This window comes from Burkholderia sp. ABCPW 111, assembly GCF_000773065.1.
Classification (GTDB): Bacteria; Pseudomonadota; Gammaproteobacteria; order Burkholderiales; family Burkholderiaceae; genus Burkholderia; species Burkholderia savannae.
Genome location: NZ_JPWT01000051.1, coordinates 1 through 19,802 on the forward strand (window position 1 = coordinate 1; position 19,802 = coordinate 19,802).

The window sequence follows — 19,802 nt, forward strand, 5'->3', positions numbered from 1 at the left end:
GCATCGCGCATCGCGCATCGCGCATCGCGCATCGCGCATCGCGCATCGCGCATCGCGCATCGCGCATCGCGCATCGCGCATCGCGCATCGCGCATCGCGTTTTGCGTTTTGCGTTTTGCGTTTTGCGTTTTGCGTTTTGCGTTTTGCGGTTCGACGTTCGCGGTTCGACGCTCGCGTTTCGCGCCACGTCCATGTGCGGCGCTGAGCGCCGAACGCCTCACACCTCACGCCTCACCGGCTACGTCGCGCGCCGCGCTTCACGCTTCATGCGTCACGCCTCACACGTCGGGCATCCCCTGCCGTGCCTCGCCTTCACGCTCGTGACGAAGCTCAAATATCCGAAGCCCGGAATCGTCTCGATCGACGTGAAGCCCGCGTCCGCCAGCATCGCCGACAACTCGCGCGACGTGTACTGCTCGCCCTGGGTCCAGCCGATCACCATCCGGCTGTACGCGGCGGCGGCGAGCGGCCCGCTCTTGTCGTCGCGATAGAACATCCCGTGCGGCACGCTGCGCCAGCGCCGCATTCGAATCGAGCGCGCGCAGTCGCGCGTGCCTCACGCGCCGACACAACGATGCGAAGATTAATTTCCTCGATGAATGTCAAGCGGGCGCTTACGCGGCGGCGCGCGCCGCGCAAGCGATGCATGAAGCGGCGCACGCATCGCGCCCGTCGTGCAACGGGGCGGCATCGCACGCCGCCGGCGGCGCGACGAACGCCGCGCCGCACGCGTCACCACCAGCGATCGAAGCGCCGCGTGTAGTTGAGGTCGACGCCCTGGAACGTGCCGCCGTACGCGGAGATCGCCCAGAATCGGGTCAGGTTGACCGTCGCCTTGAACGCGTTGCTCGCCGACTGCAGCCCCTGCTCGTAGCCGAGCACGAAGCGCTCGTTGATCGCCTTCGACACGAGCACGACCTGCGGATCGGTCAAGCCCACGTCGCTGCGGCCGACCGACACTTCGTCGAGCCCGACCGTCTGCGCGACGCGCTTGCCGGTCGCGCTGCCGAGAAGCGCGAGCGCCGTCGTCATCGCGTTCTGCTGGCCGAGGTTGTTGCCCTGATCGGTGCCGTGGCCGAACAGGAGCCACGACAGCTTCTCGTTGTCGTTGACGTTCGGCTCGGACACGAGCCTGACGGCGGGCGACTGCACCGTGCCCGTCACTTGCACGCCCGCCTCGACTTCCTGGTTGCGTCGCATCGCGAGAATGTTGATGCCCGGATTCGACACCGGCCCGTTGAACGTGAAGAAGCCGTTCTCGATCGCGAGCCTGCGGCCGAACGACGTGTAGGTCGAGCCTTCCGTCACGCGCACGTTGCCGACCGCGCGCAGCGGCACGCCGGGCGCGCTCATCACCGTCACCGTGCCGGCGAGCCGCAAATCCGCGCCGTGGCCCTTGAAGCGGAAGTCGCGGCCGAGCCCGATGTCGATGTTCGCGCGCGGCGCGAGCGACGGCGCGGGCTTCTCGGTCGCGGGCGCGGGCTTCGCGATCGCCGTACCCGTCTTCGTCTCGCCGCGCTCGAGGCTGCCCGGGCGCACGATCACGACGTCGTCCGACAGATGCGGCGCCGCCTCTTCCGGCAAATCGAACAGCGCGCGATCGACGGCGAACTTGCCGTTGATCGCGATGCCGCCGCGCGGCGCGTCGTTCTCGACGACCGCCTTGCCCGACAGCGACAGCTTACGGTCCGGCGCGGCGAAAATCTCGAGCCTGTCGGCGACGATGCTCGCCGTCAGGTCCGGCTCGCTGCCGTCGAGCCGCACGCGGCCGATCGCGCGCAGCGTGCCGTCGCCGCCGTGGAACTCGACCTGCTGGAACTCGACGAGGTTCTCGGTCAGCTTCACGCGCACGATTCCGCCCTTCAACTGCACGCCCTGGTCGACGAGCGTCGCCGACAGGTTGTCGCCCGTCAGCGTGCCCGAGAGCTTCGGCTTCGCGGGCGTGCCCGCGACGGTCAGCTTCAGCGCGGCGCGGCCGTCGAGCAGATAGCTCGGGCCGAACAGGCCGCCCGTCGATTGCAGCGCCGGCACGTCCGCGTCGACGCGGCCCGTGAGCGGTCCGTCCTCGGCAATGCCGAACACGCCGTCGCGCAACGCGAACGGCACTGTGACGTTCGCGTCGAGCGTGCCGATGCGGCTCGCCTTCGCGTGAGCGGTGGCGCTCAGCCGGTTGCCCGGCACGAACGTCGCGCGCGCCGACAGATCGCCGATGCCGAGCGACGCGACGCCGCGCCCGGTCTCGATCGTCACGTCGCCGCTTCGGCGCCGGATCTGCGCGTAGCCCGCGGCGGTGTCGCCGAGCGTCACGTCCCAGTCGCCATCGAGGATCAGGTCGGTACGCAGCGGCGAACGCTTGCCCGTGAGCTCCGCGCGAATCTCGAGCGCGCGTGCCACCGACAGGTTCGTGATCGCGCCCGCCGTGCGCAGCCGGCCGCGCTCGAGCGCGAACGATTTCAGATCGAGCGTCGCGCCTTCGACGGACAGCTTCGCCGCGCTCAGCGTCAAGCGCTGCGCGCCCGCCGAGATCGCGAGCGGCGAATCAAGCGAGATCGACGGCGTGCCGCGGTTCGACAGCCGCGTGACGGTGCCGTCCCAGCGCATCCCGTCGCGCGCTTCGACGACGCCGCCGTTCGCCGCGACGGCGAGATTGATCACGCGGCCTTCGGCGATACCGACCGCGGTCGCGTCGAACGCATGCTTCGCGCGCGTGCCGTTCAGATGCGCGGACAGCGTCTTCAGGCTGATCGAGCCGAGCGCGATGTCGTTCGCGTCGGCGGTGAACACGAGCGCGCCTTTCGCGCCGTCGCGAATGTCCGCGCGGCCTTGCGCGGAACCGATCCGGTTCGCGCCGAACACGACGCCCGTCGCCGTGTAGTCGGCGACGACATTCGGATGCGCGAACGAGCCCGTCAGCTCGCCGTTCGCGCGCACGAGGCCCGCGAGGCCGAAGCCGAGGCGCTCGAGCTGCGGCGCGTCGACGTTGAAGCGCAATCGGTCGCCGGGCGCGCCGAAGCTGCCGCGCAAATCGACCTGGTTGCCCGCGATCGAAAGATTCGCGTTGCTCGGCAGTATCCGCGCGCCCGCCATCTGCACGGTGCCCTCGCCCGTCATCGGCAGGCCGTCGTAGACGCTGTCGCCGAGCTTGAACTGCGCCTTCGTCGAGAAGCCGGGCGCGAGCGCGCCCGTCGCGGCGAGCGTGCCGCTCACGCGCGCCGTGCCCGCACGCGGGCCCGCGGCCTGCGCGATCTTCGCGCCGCCGCCCTTCGCGGCTTGCGCGCCCTTTGCGGTCTGCGCGCCTTTGCCGCCGCCCGCCTTCGCGCCGGCCGCCGCCAGCGCGAGCGGATCGAAATCGACGAGCCTCGCCTTCAGGTCGTACGTCGAGCGCGCGTCGTGCTCGAGCACGCCCGCGAGCTCGACGCGCCCCTTGCCCGCCGTCACGCGCGCGTCGGCGATCGTCGTCTGCTTCGCATCGAGCTTGATCTTCGCCTTCGCGCCGAGCGCGAGCTTCGCGTCGGCGAGGTCGAAGTCGATCGTCTGCACGCCCGGCTCGAGCGCGACGCCGACGGGGCCCGCGAGCCGCGTCGGCCGCAGCGCGGCGACGAACGCGTTCAGATCGAGATTCGCGACCTTCAGGTCGAACTTGCCGCGGCCGTTCGCGAGCGCGCCGCCGCCCGTCACGCTGCCGTCGCGGATCGTGCGCACGGCGAGCGCGTCGATGCGCTGTGCGTGCGCGTCGAGCCGCACATTCGCGTGCGCGTCGACGAGCGGCAGCAACTCGTCGGCGAGCGCGCCGGGCTTCGCGTTGACGATCGACACCGGGCCCGCGACGACGAACGCCTTCGGCGTGTTCGCATCGGGCGTCGCGGGCTCGAGCTGCGCGCGCACCGCGAGATCCGCGACGGGCGCGCCCGGCGACAGCGCGCGCGGATTCACGTGATCGAACACGATCGACGCGCGCGTGAGCGGCACGTCTGAAAACGGCGCGGCCTCGACGTGCGCGCGGCCCGCGAGCTTCATCCCCGATGCGTCGAGATCCGCGACGAGCGCCTCGAGCGAACCCGACACGCGCGCGCGCGCGTCGACCGGCTCGCCCGAGAACTTGCCCGCATAGGTCGCGCCGCCTTCGATCGCGAACGGCCGCACGCCGTCGAGCCGCGCGTTCGCGGTGAGCGAGCCGAACGGCGTGTCGAGCCGCTCGAGCGTCGCGTCGTGATGTCGGCCGTCGCTCGCGCCGCGGAAGATGAGGCTGTCGAGCTCGGTCGTGGAGCCGGCTTCGCGGATCAGCAGCTTGTCGAAGCGCAGATCGTCGATCGCGAGTTGCAGCGGCAGTTGCAGATCCTTCGGCATCACCGTCGGCGAAGGCGGCGACGGCGCGACGCGCACGTCGATCGTGCCCGCGCGCAGCGACGCGATCGTGAAGCGCCACGGCGCGCGCGCGAGCGCCCAGCGTCCGGCGACGCGATCGATCCTTACTTCGGTGCCCGAGCCGTCGGGGCTCGTCCACGCGAGTTGTTCGAGCCGCACGCCGGCCGCGAGCGTGCCGCCTTCGAGCGTGCCCGCGAGCCGCCCGCCGAGCAGCTTGACCGCCGCTTGCCACGCGAGCTGCGTGCCGCGCTCGGTCGTCGCGGCGGCGAAGAGCGCGCCCGCCGTCGCGACGACGAGCACGACGGCGACGAGCGCCGCCCATCCGAGCGCGGCGAGCGCGCGCCGGCCGGGCGAGCGCCGCCGCTTCGGCTCGGGCGCGCGCCCGCCGCCGGGCGCGCCGCCGTCCGGTGCGTTGGGAGGAGTCGGTTCGGATACGTCCTTCGTCATGCCAAATGAAAAAAATCAGAATGCGATGCCGAGCGTCAGATACGGACGCACGCTCTTGTTCTTCAAGCCGTAAGCGAGATCGAAATTGACCGGGCCGACCGGGCTGCGCCAGCGCACGCCGAGCCCAGCGCCCGGATAGAACACCTTCTCGCCCCACGCGTCGGTCGCGGTGCCGATGTCGAAGAAGGTCGCCGCGCCCCAGTCGCGATTGAACCAGTGCTGGTATTCGGCCGTGCCCGACACGAGGTATTTGGTCGGCAGCACCGAGCCGTCGACCGAGTTGCCGATGCTCTGATAGCCGTAGCCGCGCACCGAGTTCGAGCCGCCCGCGCGGAACAGCAGCGACGCAGGCACGCCCGAGGAGCTGCCGCTCGTGAACACGCCGCCCAGCTCCGCGCGAAACACGAACAGGTCGCGCTTGCCGATCGGCACGTACTGCTGGCCGCGCGCGTAGCCGCGGATGAACGTCTGGTCGGTCAGCACGCCCTTCACCGCGAAGCTGGCTTCCGCGTGGATCAGGTTGCCCGAGCGCGGGAACAGCGGATCGTCGACGTTGCGGCGCGTCCACGCCCATTGCGGCACGAGCGCGCGGCTCGTGGTCGGGCCGGCGCCGTTCTGGTCGAGCCGGTCCTGATAGAGCATCAGCGAATACGAATAATCGATGAACTGGGCGTTGCGCGTGCGCTGCGCGCCCACGCGCGCGCTGTAGATCCGCGTGTCCGACACGTTCGTGTTCGTGTACGACGCGAGGATGCTGTTGGTCCACGCGCGCGAGCCGGGCGGCATCGACAGCTGCACCTGCCCGTACTGCTGGATCTGGTCGACCCGCCCCGACACCGACAGCGGCCACGCGGCGCCGAACGTGTCGAGATACGTGTACGAGCCCTGGATGTGCGGCCCCGTGTCGGTCGCGTAGCCGATCCCGCCGCGCACGCTGTTGTACTGGTATTCGCTGACCTTCACGTGCACGGGCGTGTCGAGCGGGCGCGCGGCGTCGTCGGACACGTCGATCGCGACGCTCGCGTAATACGGCGTGTTCTGCAACTGGCGCTGCAGCTCGGCGATGCGCTTCGCGTCGTAGATCTCGCCCGGCGACAGCGGATTCACGTTGCGCACGATCTTCTCCGGATAGCGGCGCGTGCCGGACACGTTAAGCTCGCCGATCGTAAACGTCGGCCCGCTGGCGAACGTCACCGCGAGCGTCGCCTCGCGCGTGCGCGGATCGATGCGCGCCTCCGACGCGGTGATCTTCGCGCCGAGATAACGGCGCGACTGCAGTTGCCTGAGCGCCGCGTTCTTCGCGTCGTCCCAGCCGGACTGCGTGAACGCGTCGCCCGGCTTCAGCGAGAACGCGAGGCGCGTCGCGGTCTCCTGCTTCGGGTCCTCGCTCTCGACCGGGCCGTCGAATTTCAGATCGACCGCTGACACCACCGTCTGCGCGCCCGGATCGACCGACACCGTCACGCGGCGCTCGCCGCCCGTCGTGCGCACGTCGGTACGCACGACGGGCGAGAAGTAGCCGGCCGTCGCGGCGAGCTCGCGCACCTGCTGCGGCGTCGCTGTCACGAGGAAGTCGAACTGGTCCTCGCTCAGGTCTTCGCGCTTCGCGAAGCGGGCGATGTCGAGATGCTGCTTGAGGAGGCTCCTGACCGCGCGCGGCGCGTCGATCTCGACCGCGTACTTCGCGAACGCGGGCGCGGCAAGCGCGGCCGCGCAGCCGGCGAGCAACGCGCGCAGGCCGCGCCGCGCAAATGCGCGCCATCCGGGCGAGCGGCTCGGCGCGCCGCGCGCGGCGCGCGTGGATGCATGCTGTCGTGGTGCCCGCCCTGCCAAACAAGACCTCCGCTGTAAGAATTTCGTCGGACCAAAGCCGTCATTTGAACACAGTGCGATGCGCGCAGAACGCGCGTTCGACCACGCCGACGCATGGCGCCCGCGCATTCGACGCCGCTTTACCGCCGGCTGTTCCCGGCGTTGCGGTAAAATCTCGTCGATCGAACCCGCGGGCGCGCCGCGCCCGGCTCAGAACGGAAAGCCAAGCCATGCCGTACCAGTCCGACATCACGCAATTCCTGAATCAGTTGAAGCAGCAGAAGCCGACGCTCGAAGAAGAACAGCGCAAGGGCCGTTCGCTGCTGTGGGACAAGCAGCCGATCGACCTCGAGGAGCGCGACGCGCAGCGGCAATCGCGCGTGCGCCAGACTTCGTACGTCTACTATCAGAACTTCTGACGCCGTGAGCGCCGCCGACGAGGCCAGCGCCAGCGCGCAGCCCGAAGACGCGATCGCCGCGCCCGCCGGCGCCGATTCGACGCCCGACACGGTCGACGGCGTCGCGGCGTTCGCGCGCCTGTACGGCGAGCCGCTCTTCAAGCTGCCGCAGGATCTGTACATTCCGCCGGACGCGCTCGAAGTCTTTCTCGAAACGTTCGAAGGCCCGCTCGATCTGCTGCTGTACCTGATCCGCAAGCAGAACTTCAACGTGCTCGACATTCCGATGGCGGAAGTCACCGCGCAGTATCTCGGCTACGTCGACCAGATCCGCGAATCGAATCTGGAGCTCGCGGCCGAGTACCTGCTGATGGCGGCGATGCTGATCGAGATCAAGTCGCGGATGCTGCTGCCCGTGAAGAAGGTGGACACGGGCGAGGACGCGGAGGACCCGCGCGCCGAGCTCGTGCGGCGCCTGCTCGAATACGAGCAGATGAAGCTCGCCGCGCAGCGTCTCGACCGGCTGCCGCAGCTCGGCCGCGACTTCCTGCGCGCCGAGGTGTACATCGAGCAGAGCATCACGCCGCGCTTCCCCGACGTGAACTCGGACGACCTGCGCGCCGCGTGGGCCGACGTGCTCAAGCGCGCGAAGCTCGTCCAGCATCACAAGATCTCGCGCGAGGAGCTGTCGGTGCGCGAGCACATGAGCCTCATCCTGCGCAAGCTGCAGAACGCGCGCTTCATGGAGTTCGCCGATTTGTTCGACACGTCGCGCGGCGTGCCCGTCGTCGTCGTCAACTTCATCGCGATGCTCGAGCTCGCGCGCGAATCGCTCGTCGAAATCACGCAGGCCGAACCGTTCGCGCCGATCTACGTGCGGCTCGCTTATCTGCCGGCTTGAGCGCGTTTCGCGCGGCGCCCGGCGCTGCGCGCAAACGCCGCGGCCGGGCGCGGATGCGCTTGCCGTGCGCCCCCCTCTTCTTCCGCGTCGTCGCTTCGGTTCGTCGCGCGCGCGGACATGGCGCGAAATCAACCGTGTTCGCGCGTGCCGGCGCGCGCGCCGCGCCATTTCATCCGACGATTCCAGGCGTCACGTGTAACGGCGGCCAACCGCACGCCGACATGTAACGATACGTGACGACGCGTGAAGATCAATGCCGTGCAGGCCGTCGAAGCGGTGACGCGCGCCGGCGTACGGCGGATGCGTGGGTTCCGCGTCTGCGGATGCGCGAATTCGATTCCGCCGCCGACCTTGGCGAAGCCGCACCGCCGCCGCCAATTCGGCTTCCCCCATTTGATCCACGCGCCCGCGCCCCGTGTTCGCCGATTAAAGTGAACGATCGTGCTTTTATCGATGCGCTAAAGCGGCAAATCCTCTACAATCGCCGACGCTCGACGCCCTGCGCGGCGTTCCGGCCACGACGATCCCGACCACGCCGCCTCCGCGCGGCCAACGCGCCCGCCGCGCGAGGAACCGCCCACTCATGAAAGTCATCAGCTCGATCCAGGAACTGCGCGACCAGTTGCGCGGCCAGAACCGCACGGCGTTCGTGCCGACGATGGGCAACCTGCACGAAGGCCACCTGTCGCTGATGCGGCTCGCGCGCCAGCACGGCGACCCGGTCGTCGCGAGCATCTTCGTGAACCGGCTCCAGTTCGGCCCGAACGAGGACTTCGACAAGTACCCGCGCACGCTGCAGGAAGACATCGAGAAGCTGCAGAAGGAAAACGTCTACGTGCTGTTCGCGCCGACCGAGCAGGGCATGTACCCCGAGCCGCAGGAATACCGCGTGCAGCCGCCGCACGATCTCGGCGACATCCTCGAAGGCGAGTTTCGCCCGGGCTTCTTCACCGGCGTGTGCACGGTCGTCACGAAGCTGATGGCGTGCGTGCAGCCGCGCGTCGCCGTGTTCGGCAAGAAGGACTATCAGCAGTTGATGATCGTGCGCCGGATGTGCCAGCAGCTCGCGCTGCCCGTCGACATCGTCGCCGCCGAAACCGTGCGCGACGCCGACGGCCTCGCGCTGTCGTCGCGCAACCGCTATCTGAGCGAGGCCGAGCGCGCGGAGGCGCCCGAGCTCGCGAAGACGCTCGCGCGAGTGCGCGACGCGGTGCTGGGCGGCGAGCGCGACCTCGCGGCGATCGAGAAACGCGCGCTCGGCCACCTCGCCGCGCGCGGCTGGAAGCCCGACTACGTGTCGATCCGCCGGCGCGCGAACCTCGTCGCGCCGACTGCGGCGCAAACCGAGGCGGGCGAGCCGCTCGTCGTGCTCACGGCCGCGAAACTCGGCCCGACGCGCCTCATCGACAATCTGGAAATCTGACGGCCGGCCACGCAGCCGGCCGCTCTTCGTCTGGTAGCACCAAGGGAGCCCATCATGCAGCGCCACATGCTGAAATCGAAGATCCACCGCGCGGCGGTCACGCACTGCGAGCTGCATTACGAAGGCTCGTGCGCGATCGACGAGGATCTGCTCGAAGCCGCGAACATCGTCGAGAACGAGCGGATCGACATCTGGAACATCAACAACGGCGAGCGCTTCTCGACGTACGCGATCAAGGGCGAGCGCGGCAGCGGAATGATCTCGCTGAACGGCTCGGCCGCGCGCCGCGCGCAGCTCGGCGACCTCGTGATCATCGCCGCGTTCGCGATGATCGACGAGGCGGAGCTGAAGGCCGGCTGGAAGCCCAATCTCGTGTTCGTCGGCGACGGCAACAAGATCAAGGGCAGCCGCGATCACGTGCCGACGCAGAACTGGACCTGAACCGCGTCCGGGCGGCTGCGCGGGCGGCTGCGCGGGCGGTATCGGGCCGTTTCGGGCCGTTTCGGACGGTATCAGGCGGTGTCAGGCGGCGTAGGCCATGTGGCCATGTGGCCGTGTGGCCGTGTGGCCGTGTGGCCGTGTGGCCGTGTGGCCGTGTGGCCGTGTGGCCGTGTAGCCGTGTAGCCGGTGACGGTATGGCGGCGTAGGCGGTATCGCACGGGCCGCGCCGCTGGTATGACGAATCCGGGGCGCGGCGCACGGCGGCGCAATCGAGGCGTGTCGCGCCGAAATCCCGGTGCGGCGCTTCGCGCGACTTCCATGGTGCCGGCACTCGCGATTGCTGCCGACGCCGCCGGCGTTTCGACACGGACGGTTTGCGCGAAGCCGATGCCGGCGCGTGCACGAAGCGGCTCGGCAACGCATCCGACATGCGAGATGCGGCACGCGACATGCAACGCCCCCGCCATTCCGGCCGCCCTTTCCCCGACTATCGAATACGGGCCGATCGCCCGTCTCGGCCCGGTATGTCGCCTCGAGATGTTGCCTCGAGATGCCGCCGCGAACGCGCGACGCGCGCAAGCCGCGCGCAAGCCGCGTGCGACGCCGTCAGCCGCCGCTCCCGGCGCGCCACCGCCGCCGGCACGCTACGCCTTCAACGCCCACTCGACGATCGGCTCCCACTGCTCGAGATCCTTCTCGACGCGGCTTTTCGCGACGTCCCACAGCGTGAGGCCGTGCGCGGCGAGCTGCACGTAGTTCTGCGTGTCGCGCAGATAGCCGAGCACCGGCAGATCGAGCCCTTCGACGAAGCGGTGCAACTGCTCGGCCGAACGCGTGCGCGCGTCGACCCGCATCCCGACGATCCCCACCTCGATCGCGCCCTTCTTCACGGCCTTCTCGCTCGCGAGGCGCTGGAGGAATTGCTGGGTCGCGAGGATATCGAACATCGACGGCTGCAGCGGCACGATCACCTTGTCGGCGAACTCGAGCGCGACGTTCATCCGGTTGCCGTGCAGGCCGGCCGGCGTATCGACGATCGCGTATTCGAGACCGCGCGGCGGCTTCGACGGCGAATCGGGATCGAGCGCCCAGGTCTCGATCGCGGGCAGCGCGGCCGGCCGCAGATCGAGCCACGCGTGCGCGGACTGCTGCCGGTCGAGATCGGCGAGCGCGGCCCATGCGCCCTGCGCCGCGAAATACCCAGCCAGATTGGTGGACAGCGTGCTCTTGCCGACGCCGCCCTTCGGATTCGCCACCACGATCACCGTCATGAATTCCCCCGAAGAAGCCGCGCGGCGCGACGCCTGGCACAGGCGCCGCGCCGCGAAAAATGCGGATACAGGGAGCGATGATATCGGCAAATGCGCCTGCACCGAAACGGGTTCGTCCGCACTTGGGCGAACGGACGACGGCGAAGCGGCGCTCGCGCGGCCCAAACGACGCTCGCCGCGCCGCCACGGCCCCCGGCGCGGACGGCCGCTCCAAGCCGCCGCGAACGGGCGGCCGCAGCAGCCGGAACGCCGCTTACGCGGCCCTGCCGGCCAAGCCGCGCGCGCCGCCGAGCGCGAACGCGCCGGCCCCGAGCAGCGCCTGGACGACGAGCGTGAGCGCCCAGAACGCCGGATATTCCCAGCCGCCGTGCGGCGCGGCGAAGCTCCAGCCGTTCGGCAAGTGCGTCATCGTCGCGCCGAGCATGAACGGCAGCAGCACGAGCGACGCGAGCCGCACCCGCACGCCTGCGAGAAGCGCGAGGCCGCCGACGAGCTCGACGACCGTCGTCACGTAGGCGAGCCAGCCCGGCAGGCCGAGCGACGCGAAGAACTGCGCGGTGCCGGGCAGCGTGAACACGAAGACCTTCTGCGCGACGTGCGCGAGGTACAGCACGCCGAGCGCGACGCGCAGCAACGCCGCGCCGACATCGTTCAAACGGTTCGAATCCATGTTGGGGTTCCCTTTCGTCGAAGTTTGGATGGAATGCACTTTATTCGAACCAAATTCGGCAAAAAACAGCTGATCAGACTTATATTATTTCCTATTTGGAATTAATTACGCCAAGGGTACGACGAGGCAATCCGACGAGCCGCCGCCGACATCACGCGAACGCCGCAAACACGCGATCGAGATCGAGGTGCGCCGCGAGCGTGTCCGCAAGCCGCTCGAGCGACGCCTCGCGCAACGCCGGATAGTCAACCGGCTCCGCGCCGCCGAGCCCCGCCCATTCGAGCAGCGCCGCGCACGCGTCGGGCGTGTCGAAGAGCCCGTGCAAGTAGGTCGCGAGGATCTGCCCGTCCGCCGACACCGCGCCGTCCGGCCGCTCGCCGTCCGCCCCCGCGAGCACGAGCGCCGGCGACGCGAGCGCCGGCCCATGCGTTTGCCCCATGTGGATCTCGTAGCCGGACACGCGCGCGCCGCCCGCGAACGCGAGCCGCCCCGTCGCGTTGACGAGCGTCTTCCGCGGCGTGAGCGTCGTCGCGTAGTCGAGCAGGCCAAGGCCCGCGCTCGCCGCGCCCGCCGCGCCTTCCACCCCGTGCGGATCATCGAGCGCGCGGCCGAGCATCTGCATGCCGCCGCAGACGCCGATCACCTTGCCGCCGTAGCGCAAATGGCGCTTGATCCGCGCGTCCCAGCCCGCGTCGCGCAGCCATGCGAGATCGGCGAGCACGTTCTTCGAGCCGGGCAGGATCAGCAGATCGGCGTCGGGCACGGGCCCGCTCTTCCAGTACGTAAAATCGACGCGCGGATGCACGCGCAGCGCGTCGAAATCGGTGTGGTTGCTGATCCGCGGCAACGCGGGCACGACCACCCGCAGCACGCCCGCGTCGCGCCGCGACGCCGACGTGCGCGCGCTCGCGGGCAGCATGTCTTCCGCGTCAAGCGTGAGCCCGTGCAGGTACGGCAGCACGCCGAGCACGGGCTTGCCCGTCTGCGCTTCGAGCCAGCGCAGCCCCGGCTCGAGCAGCGCGGGATCGCCGCGAAAGCGGTTGATCACGAAGCCGCGCACGCGCGCGCGCTCGCTGTTCGACAGGCACGCGAGCGTGCCGACGAGATGCGCGAACACGCCGCCGCGATCGATGTCGGCGACGAGCACGACCGGACAGTCGACCGCCTCGGCAAACCCCATGTTCGCGATGTCGCCTTCGCGCAGATTGATCTCGGCGGGGCTGCCCGCCCCTTCGACGATCACCGCGTCGTACGCGGCGCGCAGCCGGCCGTACGATTCGAGCACCGCCCGCATCGCGACCGGCTTGTAGTCGTGATAGGCGCGCGCGTTCAGATTCGCGCGCGCCTTGCCGTGGACGATCACCTGCGCGCCGCGGTCGCCCGTCGGCTTCAGCAGCACGGGGTTCAGATCGGTATGCGCGTCGATGCCCGCCGCGAGCGCCTGCAGCGCCTGCGCGCGGCCGATCTCGCCGCCGTCCGCCGTCACCGCGCTGTTGAGCGCCATGTTCTGCGGCTTGAACGGCGCGACGCGCACGCCCGCGCGGCGCGCAAGCCGGCAGAGCCCGGCGACGAGCGTGCTCTTGCCCGCGTCGGACGTCGTGCCCTGAATCATCAGCGCGCCGCGCGGACGGGCGGCGTTGGCGTTGGCGTTGGCGTTGGCGTTGGCGTTGGCGGTCATCGTGAGCGAAGTGCGCGACGAATGGCGCGCGACGAATGGCGAAGGCCGCATTATCGCGCGGCCCGTTACAATCACGCGATGACTCCGCGCGATCTCACCTTCGTTCTCGGCGGCGCGCGCTCGGGCAAGAGCGCGCACGCCGAACGGCTCGCCGCCGCCGGCGGCCGGCCCGTCACGTATATCGCCACCGCCCGCGTCGCCGACGACGAATTCGCCGAGCGCGTCGCGCATCATCGCGCGCGCCGGCCGGCCGACTGGGCGCTCGTGGAAGCGCCCGTCGAGCTCGCGCGCGCGATCGCGCAGCTCGACGACCCGCGCGCCTGCGTGCTCGTCGATTGCCTCACGCTCTGGCTCACGAACCTGCTCTGCCCCGCCGACGGCCCGGGCGTCGACGACGCGCTGTGCGACGCGCGCGTCGCCGAGCTCGAAGCGGCGCTGCGCGCGAGCCGCGCGCAGGTGATCGTCGTCAGCAACGAGATCGGCTTCGGCGTCGTGCCGCTCGGCGCGCAAACGCGCCGCTTCGTCGATACGCTCGGCCGCGTCAATCAGCGCGTCGCGGCGCTCGCGACACGCGTCACGCTGTGCGTGGCCGGCCTGCCCGTCACGATCAAGCACGAGGGCGAATCGCGATGCTGATGCTGTCGCTGCCCGCCGTCGCCATCCTCGCGGTCGCCGGCTGCATCGTCGACAAGCTCGTCGGCGAGCCGCGCACCGCGCATCCGCTCGTCGCATTCGGGCGGCTCGCCGCGCAGCTCGAGCGCGCACTCAATACCGGGCGACGCGGCCGGCTCGCCGGCCTCGCCGCGTGGCTCGCCGCCGTCGCGCCGCCCGTCGCGCTCGCCGCATGGCTCGTCGCGGCGCTGCCGTGGCCGCTCGCCGCCGCGCTGCACGTCGCGCTGCTGTGGTTCGCGCTCGGCGCGCGCAGCCTCGCCGAGCACATCGCGCCGATCGCCGCCGCGCTGCTGCGCCGCGATCTTCCGGCCGCGCGCACGCTGACCTCGCGCATCGTGTCGCGCGACACGAGCGCCGCCGACGAAGCCGCGCTCGCGCGCGCGGCGGTCGAATCGGCGCTCGAGAACGGCAACGACGCGATCTTCGGCGCGCTCTTCTGGTTCGTGATCGCGGGCGGCCCCGGCGCGCTGCTGTTCCGGCTCGCGAACACGCTCGACGCGATGTGGGGCTACCGGACGCCGCGCTTCGCGCGCTTCGGCTGGGCGGCCGCGCGCATCGACGACGCGCTCAACTGGGCGCCCGCGCGCCTCACCGCCGCGAGCTACGCGCTGCTCGGCGACACCGCGAACGCGTGGCGCTGCTGGCGCGCGCAGGCGCGCCACTGGGACAGCCCGAACGCCGGCCCCGTGATGGCGGCGGGCGCAGGCAGCCTGAACGTCGTGATCGGCGGCCCCGCCGTCTATCACGGCGCGCTCGAGGATCGCCCGGTGCTCGGCGCGGGCGAGCCCGCGGCGCCCGTGCACGTCGCGGCCGCGCTGTCGCTCGTCGCGCGCACGATGATTCTCTGGCTCGCGCTGCTGATCGCGGGCGCGGCGCTCACCATTGCAACGCACCATGGCTGACGCACCGGCGATCACGCACGGCGGCAACCTGCATGAGGCCGCGCTCCGCTACGGCATCCCGCGCGACGCGTGGCTCGATCTTTCGACGGGCATCAATCCGCACGGCTATCCGGTGCCGCCCGTGCCCGCCGACGCATGGCGCCGGCTGCCCGAGGACGACGGCGTGCTCGCCGAGCACGCGGCGCGCCACTACGGCGCGCCGAGCGCCGCGCACGTGCTGCCCGTCGCGGGGAGCCAGGCGGCGATCCGCGCGCTGCCCGCGCTGTTCGAGCGCGGCACGGTCGGCGTCGCGCCGCTCGCATACAGCGAGTACGCGCCCGCGTTCGCGCGTCACGGCCACGCGGGCGCGCCGCTCGACTGCGGCAGCGACGCGCTGCCCGCGGCGCTCACCTACGCGATCGTCGCGAATCCGAACAATCCGACCGCCGAGCGCATCGATCGCGCGCGGCTGCTGCGGTGGCACGCACAGCTCGTCGCGCGCGGCGGCGCCCTCGTCGTCGACGAGGCGTTCGCGGACGCCGACGCGCACGCGGGCGCGTCGCTCGCCGCGCATACGCATCGCGACGGCCTCGTCGTGCTGCGCTCGGTCGGCAAGTTCTTCGGTCTCGCGGGCGTGCGCGCGGGCTTCGCGCTCGCCGCGCCCGCGCTGCTGGAGCGGCTGCGCGACGCGCTCGGCGCGTGGACCGTCAGCGGCCCGGCGCGCCACGCAGTGCTCGCCGCATTCGCGGACGACGCATGGCAGCGCGCGACGCGCGAGCGGCTCGCTCACGACGGCGCGCGCCTCGCCGCGCTGCTGCGCGCGAACGGCTTCGTCGCGCACGCGACGCCGCTGTTCAGCTGGACCGCCGATCCGCGCGCGCATGCGCTGCACGAGGCGCTCGCCGCGCGCGGCATCTGGACGCGCTACTTCGCACACGCGCCGAGCGTGCGGATCGGGCTGCCCGCTCTCGAGAACGAATGGCGGCGGCTCGAACACGCGCTCGCCGATTGCGTGCCGGCGCTGCCGGCCACGTTGACGAACGCCGCCGGAGCGGCGCAATAAATCGATGCCCAAGCTCGCCCCTGTCCTTCGTATCGCCGTCGCGTGCGCGAGCGCGCTCTGCGTCACCGCCGCGCACGCGAGCATCGCCGTCACCGACGACGCCGGCCACACGATCACGCTCGCCGCGCCCGCGCAACGAGTCGTCAGCCTCGCGCCGCACGTGACCGAGCTCATCTATGCGGCGGGCGGCGGCGCGAAGCTCGTCGGCGCGGTGTCGTACAGCGACTACCCGCCCGCCGCGAAGGCGCTTCCGCGCGTCGGCTCGAACAAGGCGCTCGATCTCGAACGGATCGCGGCGCTCAAGCCGGATCTGATCGTCGTCTGGCGCCACGGCAACGCCGAGCGCGAGACCGAGCGGCTGCGCGCGCTCGGCATCCCGCTCTACTTCAGCGAGCCGCGGCACCTCGACGACGTCGCGACGTCGCTCGACAAGCTGGGCGCGCTGCTCGGCACGCGCGAGCGCGCGGCGGCGGCGGCCGACGCGTACCGGCAGCGGATCGCGCAGCTGCGCGCGCGTTACGCGAACCGGCCGCCTGTTACGGTGTTCTTCCAGGCGTGGGACAAGCCGCTCATCACGCTGAACGGCGACCACATCGTCAGCGACGTGATCGCGCTGTGCGGCGGACGCAACGTGTTCGCGCAACTGAAGCCGGTCGCGCCGTCCGTCACCGAAGAAGCGGTGCTCGCCGCGAATCCGGAAGCGATCGTGACGACGGCGGCCGGCGCGACCGCGACGCGCGACGCGCTGCCCGATTTCTCGCGCTGGCGCGCGTGGCCGAAGCTCGCCGCGGTCGCGCGGGGCAATCTGTTCGCGATCGACGGCGATCTGCTGACGCGGCCCGCGCCGCGCATCGCGCAAGGGGCCGAAGCGCTGTGCCGGGATCTCGACGTCGCGCGCGCGCGGCGGCCGAGGCCGTGACGCGGCGCGACGCACGCTGCGTCGCCCGGATACGAGCGCATGCGCAACTCGTTGCGCACGCAAGCATGCAGGCCGGACCATAACGGCGGCCGCAATCTGCCTGCGCACGCGCGCGACGTCGTTCGTCGACGCCTGAACGCAGCAATGCGCCGCACGACGCCGATCGCGTCCGATCGCGGCGCTGCCATGGCGCAGCTCCGTTTGTACTGAATCTTCTTCGCCGTGTTCGCGATTTCGTGGGCGGCATTCCTGATGAGCAGCGACGTCTGCCGGCAATTCAGCAAGCGCATGCCGCCTTCTCTCCATGACTGGAACGCAGGCGCATCGTGGCCGCGTCGAATCCGCCAATCCGAACCGATGCGCTCGCCGTCGCCCCGGCAAGCGTCGAGCGCCTCATTGGCCCACTGCGAACACGAAGCGCGGCGCGCGCTCACGCACGCGTCACTCGTCCCAATGCACGAGCCGCCAGCCGCCCGCGTGGCCGACGCGTCGCAGCCACACGACGCCGCCCATCGCGATCGGCCGCGCGAGCATCGCTTCGAGCGGCGCATCGAGCGCGTGCGACGCCAGCGCGCGCATCACGCCCGCATGCGTGACGGCCCAGCTCGCGCGCGCCGCATCGGCGAGCGTCGCCAGCGCCGGCCGCACGCGCGCGACGAACTGCGCGGCGCTCTCCCCGCCGTGCTCGCGCGCATGCATCAGATCCGCGCTCCATCGATCGAGCGCGTCGCGCCCGATCGCATCCCAGCGCTTCAGCTCCCACGCGCCGAAATCGATCTCGCGCAGCCGCGCGTCGCATTCGAGCGGCGCGCCGGCCTCTCGCGCGAGCACGCGCGCGACGTCGGCGCAGCGCGCGAGCGGGCTCGACCACACGTTGCCCGCCGCGCCCGCGCCGAGCGCGCCGAGCGCGCCGAGCACGCGGAGCCGGCGCAGCACGTCGGCCGCGCCCGTCGCCGCGTCGGCCGCGAGCGGCACGTCGCTGCTGCCGTAGCAAACGCCCGCTTCGACGGCGACGGCCGGATGGCGAATCAGGACGAGATCCATCCGAGCATCACCAGATAGATCGCGAGCTCGAACGCCTGCTGCGCGAAGCCGAGACAATCGCCGGTGTAGCCGCCGATGCGCCTGTCGAGATAACGCGCGATGCACGCGCGCAACGCGAGCGTCACCGCGAGCGCGAGCGCGCCCGCGCGCCAGTCGGGCCAGAACAGCCACGGCAGACCGAGCGCGGCCGCGAACATCAACGCGCTCGCGCGCATCCGATGGGCGACCGGCTGCGCCTTGCCTTCGGCGCGCGCGTAGTCGAGCGTGACGAGCAGGCTCGCGGCGAGCGTACGGCTCGCCGCATGCGCGGCGATCATCGTCCACGCGGCGCGCGCGGGCGGCATCGCGGCGAGCGCCTGCCATTTCAGCGCGAGCGCGATCACGAGCGCCGCCGCGCCGAACGTGCCGATCCGCGAATCGCGCATGATCCGCAGCACGTCGTCGCGCGTGTAGCCGCCGCCGAACGCGTCGCAACTGTCGGCGAGGCCGTCCTCGTGCAGCGCGCCCGTCGCGACGAGCGTCGCCGCGATCGACAGGAGCGCAGCGACGCCCGTCGGCCACACGCGCGACGCGGCGAGATGCACGGCCGCCGCGAGCGCGCCGACGCACACGCCGACAAGCGGAAAGTAACGCGCCGCATGCGCGAGATCGACGGCCGCGCCGCTGATCGCGCGCGGCACCGGCACGCGCGTGAAATACCCGAGCGCGACGACGAAGTAGCGCAGTTCGGCGAGCGGATTCATCGCGCGTCACGCATCGCGGTTCGCGACGCCCGCCGACTCGAAGCTCGCCATCTCGTTGACGAACGCCGCCGCCGCGCGCACGAGCGGCAGCGCGAGCGCGGCGCCCGTGCCCTCGCCGAGACGCAGATCGAGCGCGAGCAGCGGCTCGCCGCCGAAATGCTCGAGCATGCGCCGATGCCCCGCTTCGTTCGACACGTGCGAGAACACGCAGTATTCGCGCACCGCGGGCGCGAGCGCGTCGGCGACGAGGAGCGCGGAGGTCGCGATGAAGCCGTCGACGAGAATCGCCATTCGCGCGCGCGCCGCCTCGATGAACGCACCCGCCATCATCGCGATCTCGAAGCCGCCGAACGTCGCGAGCACGTCGAGCGGCTCGATCGCGTCCGCGTGCCGCGCGAGCGCGCGCCCGAGCACCGCGCGCTTGTGCGCGAGCCCCGCGTCGTCGAGCCCCGTGCCGCGGCCGACGCACGCGTCGATCGGCACGTTCAGCAGGCGGCTCATCACGCACGCGGCCGCCGACGTGTTCGCGATCCCCATCTCGCCGAAGCCGATCACATTGGTGCCGAGCGCCGCGTGATGCCGCACGCGCGCGGCGCCCGCGGCGAGCGCGGCGAGCGCTTCGTCGCGCGACATCGCGCGCTCGTGCGCGAAGTTGCGCGTGCCGCGCGCGATCGCCGCGCCGACCAGTTGCGGCGATTCGGGCAGCGGCGACGCAACGCCCGCGTCGACGATCTCGAGCGCGAGGCCCGCGACGCCCGAAAACGCGTTGATCGCGGCGCCCCCCGCCACGAAGTTCGCGACCATCTGCGCGGTCACCGCCTGCGGATACGGGCTCACGCCTTCGGCCGCGATCCCGTGGTCGCCCGCGAACACGATCATGACGGGACGCGCGACGCTCGGCGCGGCGGTGCGCTGGATCAGGCCGAGCTGCAGCGCGAGCGCTTCGAGGCGGCCGAGACTGCCGGGCGGCTTCGTCTTGTGATCGATCGTGCGCGTGAGCGTCGCGCGCAGCGCGGCGTCGTCGAGCGGGGCGATGTGCGGCAGGGAGTAGGTGGAGGTCATCGGTTCGCCTCG

At 71.1% G+C, this 19,802-nt stretch carries 18 protein-coding genes and 1 pseudogene; 10 read left to right on the forward strand and 9 right to left on the reverse strand.

Annotated features, from left to right (window positions below; translation table 11 throughout):
• The coding region (locus X946_RS36825) for an aminopeptidase (RefSeq protein ID WP_442854588.1) at nucleotides 1-324 on the forward strand (324 nt) is incomplete at its 5' end.
• On the opposite strand, the pseudogene X946_RS06820 reads toward X946_RS36825, so the two are convergent.
• The 3 genes and pseudogenes from X946_RS06820 to X946_RS06830 all read right to left on the reverse strand — a co-directional run.
• Nucleotides 272-502 (reverse strand): annotated as a pseudogene (locus X946_RS06820) (hypothetical protein); the annotation flags it as partial. The gene X946_RS36825 and the pseudogene X946_RS06820 sit on opposite strands and share 53 nt — an antisense overlap.
• A gap of 230 nt (nucleotides 503-732) precedes the next feature.
• Nucleotides 733-4,812: a translocation/assembly module TamB domain-containing protein gene (locus tag X946_RS06825; protein ID WP_038745157.1), complete on the reverse strand. Its 4,080-nt coding sequence runs from the start codon at nucleotides 4,810-4,812 to the stop codon at nucleotides 733-735.
• Nucleotides 4,813-4,827: 15 nt separating this feature from the next.
• Complete coding sequence (locus X946_RS06830) at nucleotides 4,828-6,645, reverse strand: autotransporter assembly complex protein TamA (protein ID WP_038745159.1); 1,818 nt, start codon at nucleotides 6,643-6,645, stop codon at nucleotides 4,828-4,830.
• A gap of 209 nt (nucleotides 6,646-6,854) precedes the next feature.
• Here X946_RS06830 and X946_RS06835 point away from each other — a divergent pair, with 209 nt between their 5' ends.
• The 5 genes from X946_RS06835 to panD all read left to right on the forward strand — a co-directional run bounded on the left by X946_RS06835 (nucleotide 6,855) and on the right by panD (nucleotide 9,787).
• Complete coding sequence (locus X946_RS06835; RefSeq protein WP_038745162.1) at nucleotides 6,855-7,043, forward strand: DUF3460 family protein; 189 nt, start codon at nucleotides 6,855-6,857, stop codon at nucleotides 7,041-7,043.
• Nucleotides 7,044-7,047: 4 nt separating this feature from the next.
• On the forward strand, nucleotides 7,048-7,923 hold the full coding sequence (locus X946_RS06840; RefSeq protein WP_038745165.1) for a segregation and condensation protein A: 876 nt from the start codon (nucleotides 7,048-7,050) through the stop codon (nucleotides 7,921-7,923).
• Nucleotides 7,924-8,166: 243 nt separating this feature from the next.
• Nucleotides 8,167-8,358, forward strand: a complete 192-nt coding sequence (locus X946_RS33380) for a hypothetical protein (protein ID WP_145986802.1) — start codon at nucleotides 8,167-8,169, stop codon at nucleotides 8,356-8,358.
• 148 nt (nucleotides 8,359-8,506) lie between these two features.
• Nucleotides 8,507-9,346 (forward strand): pantoate--beta-alanine ligase, encoded by an 840-nt coding sequence (panC, locus tag X946_RS06850; RefSeq protein ID WP_038745170.1) that lies wholly within the window; start codon nucleotides 8,507-8,509, stop codon nucleotides 9,344-9,346.
• 54 nt (nucleotides 9,347-9,400) lie between these two features.
• Nucleotides 9,401-9,787 (forward strand): aspartate 1-decarboxylase, encoded by a 387-nt coding sequence (panD, locus tag X946_RS06855; RefSeq protein WP_038745172.1) that lies wholly within the window; start codon nucleotides 9,401-9,403, stop codon nucleotides 9,785-9,787.
• Between the two features lie 644 nt (nucleotides 9,788-10,431).
• Here the strand turns inward: panD and X946_RS06860 are convergent.
• From X946_RS06860 to X946_RS06870, 3 genes are all read right to left on the reverse strand, one after another.
• Nucleotides 10,432-11,058 carry a ParA family protein gene (locus X946_RS06860; protein WP_038745174.1) on the reverse strand — a complete coding sequence of 209 codons (627 nt, stop codon included), beginning with the start codon at nucleotides 11,056-11,058 and terminating at the stop codon, nucleotides 10,432-10,434.
• Nucleotides 11,059-11,311: 253 nt separating this feature from the next.
• Complete coding sequence (locus tag X946_RS06865) at nucleotides 11,312-11,728, reverse strand: DoxX family protein (protein WP_038745177.1); 417 nt, start codon at nucleotides 11,726-11,728, stop codon at nucleotides 11,312-11,314.
• A gap of 151 nt (nucleotides 11,729-11,879) precedes the next feature.
• Complete coding sequence (locus tag X946_RS06870) at nucleotides 11,880-13,457, reverse strand: cobyric acid synthase (protein ID WP_038745179.1); 1,578 nt, start codon at nucleotides 13,455-13,457, stop codon at nucleotides 11,880-11,882.
• 27 nt (nucleotides 13,458-13,484) lie between these two features.
• Here X946_RS06870 and cobU point away from each other — a divergent pair, with 27 nt between their 5' ends.
• Genes cobU through X946_RS06890 form a run of 4 tightly spaced genes read left to right on the forward strand, consistent with a single transcriptional unit; the run spans nucleotide 13,485 to nucleotide 16,941 of the window.
• A complete protein-coding gene (gene cobU, locus X946_RS06875; RefSeq protein WP_038745182.1) occupies nucleotides 13,485-14,042 on the forward strand; it encodes a bifunctional adenosylcobinamide kinase/adenosylcobinamide-phosphate guanylyltransferase in 558 nt (185 codons plus the stop codon).
• A complete protein-coding gene (gene cbiB / locus X946_RS06880) occupies nucleotides 14,036-14,980 on the forward strand; it encodes an adenosylcobinamide-phosphate synthase CbiB (RefSeq protein ID WP_038745184.1) in 945 nt (314 codons plus the stop codon). The genes cobU and cbiB overlap by 7 nt, the downstream gene beginning before the upstream one ends.
• Nucleotides 14,973-16,022 carry a threonine-phosphate decarboxylase CobD gene (cobD, locus tag X946_RS06885; RefSeq protein ID WP_038745186.1) on the forward strand — a complete coding sequence of 350 codons (1,050 nt, stop codon included), beginning with the start codon at nucleotides 14,973-14,975 and terminating at the stop codon, nucleotides 16,020-16,022. Before cbiB ends, cobD begins: the two co-directional genes overlap by 8 nt.
• Before the next feature lie 4 nt (nucleotides 16,023-16,026).
• On the forward strand, nucleotides 16,027-16,941 hold the full coding sequence (locus X946_RS06890; protein WP_038745188.1) for a cobalamin-binding protein: 915 nt from the start codon (nucleotides 16,027-16,029) through the stop codon (nucleotides 16,939-16,941).
• A 441-nt stretch (nucleotides 16,942-17,382) separates the two neighbouring features.
• Here the strand turns inward: X946_RS06890 and cobC are convergent, their stop codons facing one another.
• From cobC to cobT, 3 genes are read right to left on the reverse strand one after another with little or no spacing between them, the layout of a single operon-like run.
• Complete coding sequence (cobC, locus tag X946_RS06895; protein ID WP_038745190.1) at nucleotides 17,383-17,985, reverse strand: alpha-ribazole phosphatase; 603 nt, start codon at nucleotides 17,983-17,985, stop codon at nucleotides 17,383-17,385.
• Nucleotides 17,970-18,728, reverse strand: coding sequence for an adenosylcobinamide-GDP ribazoletransferase (locus X946_RS06900; RefSeq protein WP_038745192.1), 759 nt, complete (start codon nucleotides 18,726-18,728; stop codon nucleotides 17,970-17,972). The genes cobC and X946_RS06900 overlap by 16 nt, the downstream gene beginning before the upstream one ends.
• Before the next feature lie 6 nt (nucleotides 18,729-18,734).
• Nucleotides 18,735-19,790, reverse strand: a complete 1,056-nt coding sequence (gene cobT, locus X946_RS06905; protein WP_038745194.1) for a nicotinate-nucleotide--dimethylbenzimidazole phosphoribosyltransferase — start codon at nucleotides 19,788-19,790, stop codon at nucleotides 18,735-18,737.
• Nucleotides 19,791-19,802: the final 12 nt, after the last annotated feature.